The following is a 4,130-nucleotide window of genomic DNA, read 5'->3' as shown; positions in this document are numbered from 1 at the left end:
AACTGAACCAACAGAACCGCCTTGGCGGATCGATTTGAGTGCACGAAAGCGCTTGACTGAACTGCCCCCGTTACCGAAGTCCTGAGCCTAGAGCCAATCTAGGTCCACGAATTTATCCACACTCATCGCGACGAACTGCTTCCGTCAGCGATATTGTGTTTTTTAAATACGCAGAATTACCTGATTACAACAAAGCCGAGCATCCCCGCTCTGTCGGCACCTTGAGTTTTCGCTGTTTCGAGATGGCCTCTCACGGCTTTGGTTGTTTGACTACCTTCTTTTGTCCCAAGTTTCTAAAACACCAGGATAGGTTGTTCTCTATCATGGATTGCTTCTATGGAGAATTGATTCCACGGTCAGGTGACCAACGCCCTTTTGTTTTGAATATGCCGCCGAATCAGATTGCTAATCTGTTTGCCTCTAAACGGTACGTAACGTGCCGGCGAGGGCGCGTAATCTGCAGACGAGATCTCGGGAAAGAGAAAGAGAATTTCTTCATAAGCCTCCTCGCCGATGCTATTTAATGCCATCGGGCCAGTGAACAAGCTTTCTGCCGGTGCTCCTTCTGCTAAGACGACTTCGTGATTGTCAAACAGCACATGAAAGTAAGTGACTGACTGGGCGCTGTCATCCACAAAAATACCGGGCAAGGCGACAAGCTTATGCGCAGATATTAAAACCTCCGCATCACCAAACATTCGTTTCGCGATCGGTGACCGAACAAGTATACGATGCTGCGGCGAAACAAGCAGGTCCCGTCTTGGCAACCCGTCACCCAGCGCATCCGCGTTAATCCGAATGGGCCGCAACTTGGGCTAGAGTTCAAGGTCTTCAGAGTTCAAACTCCGTGATCCAATCCAGCGAATGCTTTGAAGACCATTGTCCAGTGTCAAAACTTCGTCACTGACGCTGAGTGTTTCTATAGGACGAGGACCATTACTAGTATCTAGCATCGTGCCCGCAGCAAAACACGGTACAACTGTGTCAACATCGACGGATGGACCGTTGTCAAGGATAGGCCCAAATGTAAGCGTTGTGTTGAGTGGTGGCACCGATCCACTAATAAAAGCAATGAAGAAACCATCCTCGGCATTGACACCGTTGCTCGTGCCATCGCCGTTGATATCGTAGTCAACAATACCAATCTGGTAGGTGTTGGTACCGTCGTTGACTTGAATTGTATAATCCCAAAAAATGGCATTTCCCAGATACGTCTGGGTAGGGTCATTTGGCGTTTCATTTACAACGTTGTCACCATCAATGATGGTTCCATCCGCGCCGTCTGAAATCGTGATTTGGCTGTAAGCGCTGATCTCAAATGTTGATCCGAAAGTGGCGAAGCCAGCGGCTGCGTCAGTCATTGTCGTATCAGTGCGAAAGGCTCCGTAGAGGTTTATGGGCATCCGGTTTTCCTGCTGTGTTTTGATCTACTGGTTTTTTTAAGTTGCAATCTCGCCACATAACGAAATCATCAAACCGTAGGACCGAGGCTAAGTAGCCAATGGCAAGTCGGCCTTTCCTATCTGTCCCTTTTCGAATTGGAATATTCGGTTGTCACACGGGAATCCCATCAATGAAGCGATATGAGCTTTGTTTTCAAGCCGATCAATAACTAGACACAAGAAGTCACCAATGCACACTTCGCAAAACGCTATGTAGATCAAGTCGGACCTAATCTCACGATAGCGATATGGGATGTCATCATATCGGTTCGAAATGCAATTTGCGTTATTGACCGCCCAAAAGCTCGCGGTGGTGTGATAAAACCTGATGACGTGGCGCAATCCATCTCTACATGAGTATTCAATACTCGTTCCATCTAGCGATCTAACAGAATTGCTTTTTTCTTTGCCGTGAGCATTGTGCTCTAAACTCATGAAATCGTTTCCTTAAGTTCTGTCGCAAGCCTTGCTTTCGCGCAGTTAGCTTGCGACGATACGTCCTTTCTAGCTCCAAAAACCTCTTCCGCCACCAAGCTTGGTGTTTTCAATCAACTTCCTTGGTTGTGAGTGAGTGAACCCTAGAATACAGCTGAGAATTTTGTCATACAGAACGAGGTAAATTAGCGGATCGCCCAACTAAGAATCGCGACAAGCCTTGACCGCAACTCTGACGGCCTTTTCCAAGTGAGTCTTCTCGGTTCTTACGAATCCAATAAAACTAGGAACAGCGGCCATTCTGGCTTCGCCCTTTTCAGTCTCGATTCCCCCACGCCATTTCCGAAGTTTCTGCATTATGATGAGGCCTTCAATCACTTGTCAGCGACAGTCTCGCGAGTCGGTTACTCAGACAATTCTTCTCGGGGTGATTGCGTTACCCATGAACATACTCTTGAAACCGATGCTAACCAAAAGGCCCAAGAAAGTGAAATTGCCTTTTCTTTAGAAAGTTGTAAGCTTTTCTTATGAGAATTACCCTTCGCCATCTTGCATACTTTGAAGCTTTCTGTGAGCTAGGGCACTTTAGTCTCGCTGCGGAAACCGCGCACGTCACTCAGCCTGCGCTGTCGACCAAAATACGGGAACTTGAGGAAATTCTAGGTACACCTTTGGTCGATCGGACGACGAGGCCGTTCAAACCGACACCGTTCGGGCGAGAGGTACTTGAGCGAACCAAAGGTATTCTGACAAAAGTCAATGAACTGGAGGCCAGTGCCAGATACCGTCGTGGTTTGAATGGCCCATTTAAGCTGGGCGCGATTCCGACTATCGCGCCTTTCTTGCTGCCGTCAGCGCTTCAGACCGCAAGGAAAGAGCTACCAGATCTCGAGCTTCAGATTCTAGAAGCAACTACAGATGACTTGATGGAAGAGTTAGAATGCGGCCGAATAGACGCGTGTGTTCTAGCAACACCTGTCCCGGAAGAGGCCTATGTTCAACATTACCTCTTTTCTGATCGTTTTGTTCTTGCTCTCAGTATTGAGCAAGCCAAGAAGATGGGGCTTTGTGATGGCCACATTGTATTGGACCAAATGCCGCCGGTCAGGCTGTTACTACTTTCGGATGGGCATTGCCTCCGGGAACAAACTCGAGACCTATGCAAATTCGCAAGCCAGGAATCGCTCAACCAAATCGGTTCGAGCTCCCTTCAGACGGTAATGGGTTTGACAGCGAGTGGCTATGGAGTGACTCTGCTTCCCGAAATTTCCCTTGGCGAGACTGTATTTGATGGTTCACTCGTAGCGCTTCGACTGGCCAAGCCTGAGCCTGATCGGGAGATTTCTCTGGTCACGAAATCCTGCTTACAAGATGCTATGAGTATCGAACCGCTTTCGAATATCCTAGCGGAGACAGGCAAGACACGTGTAACGCAGTTGAGGGGGAATTTGGAAAGAATCCACAACCCTTAGGTAGGCCGCACTCATCGCTCGGCAACCAAACACCAGCAGAAGCGCGTCGGACGCTTGAGCAATTGGAGGGCTCCGCGCCCGACGCGCTTGCCCAAACTGACGACGAAGAATATGAAAACAAGACCCGCAGACTCTCGTTATGAATGAGGGAGCCTCGGGGAGCAGGTCAGTTTCTAACGTAACTTAACTAGGCTCAGGCCCCATTGATTTCCAGGTGGCCGCGTGATTCACGGTACGCAATACAAGCGGTGAACATGTCTGATCTTTTCTGGTTGAGTGACGTCCAGATGGCGCGTCTTGAGCCCTTCTTCCCTAAATCCCACGGCAAACCCCGCGTCGATGATTGGCGGGTCTTGAGCGGCATTATCTTCATCAATCGCAATGGGTTACGGTGGCGGGATGCGCCTAAGGAATACGGCCCGCACAAGACGCTCTACAATCGTTGGAAGCGCTGGAGCGATAAGGGCATCTTTGCCAAGATGATGACAGGTTTGGCCGCCGATCATAGTGAGGAAAAGACCGTGATGATCGACGCGACCTACCTGAAAGCGCATCGCACAGCGTCCAGCTTGGGTGTGGTAAAGGGGGGCGTGGACGCCTGATTGGCCGAACTAAGGGCGACATGAACACCAAACTGATGCCATCTGCGACAGCCAAGGCCGCCCTCTGAACCTGTTCGTGACCGCCGGGCAGGTCAGCGACTACATCGGTGCAAGGGCGCTGCTGAATAGCATTCCTGATGTTGATTGGCTGCTCGGGGGTCGCGGTTAGGACGCCGACT

The 4,130-nt window shown here is 49.9% G+C and carries 1 protein-coding gene and 3 pseudogenes; 3 read left to right on the top strand and 1 reads right to left on the bottom strand.

Annotated elements, in window-relative coordinates:
- Window positions 1-356 precede the first annotated feature (356 nt).
- Window positions 357-1,361 (bottom strand): annotated as a pseudogene (locus ACR0C9_RS21830) (Hint domain-containing protein).
- Between the two features lie 1,043 nt (window positions 1,362-2,404).
- Here ACR0C9_RS21830 and ACR0C9_RS21825 point away from each other — a divergent pair.
- From ACR0C9_RS21825 to ACR0C9_RS21815, 3 genes and pseudogenes are all read left to right on the top strand, one after another.
- On the top strand, window positions 2,405-3,349 hold the full coding sequence (locus tag ACR0C9_RS21825) for a LysR family transcriptional regulator (protein ID WP_480782054.1): 945 nt from the start codon (window positions 2,405-2,407) through the stop codon (window positions 3,347-3,349).
- Between the two features lie 2 nt (window positions 3,350-3,351).
- A pseudogene (locus tag ACR0C9_RS21820) lies at window positions 3,352-3,492 on the top strand (IS3 family transposase); the annotation flags it as partial.
- A 111-nt stretch (window positions 3,493-3,603) separates the two neighbouring features.
- A pseudogene (locus tag ACR0C9_RS21815) lies at window positions 3,604-4,117 on the top strand (IS5 family transposase); the annotation flags it as partial.
- Between the last annotated feature and the right edge of the window lie 13 nt (window positions 4,118-4,130).

The organism is Ruegeria sp. C12, from assembly GCF_056537745.1.
Note: the sequence above shows the minus strand (reverse complement) of the source record. Positions and strands in the feature narration are given on the sequence as shown.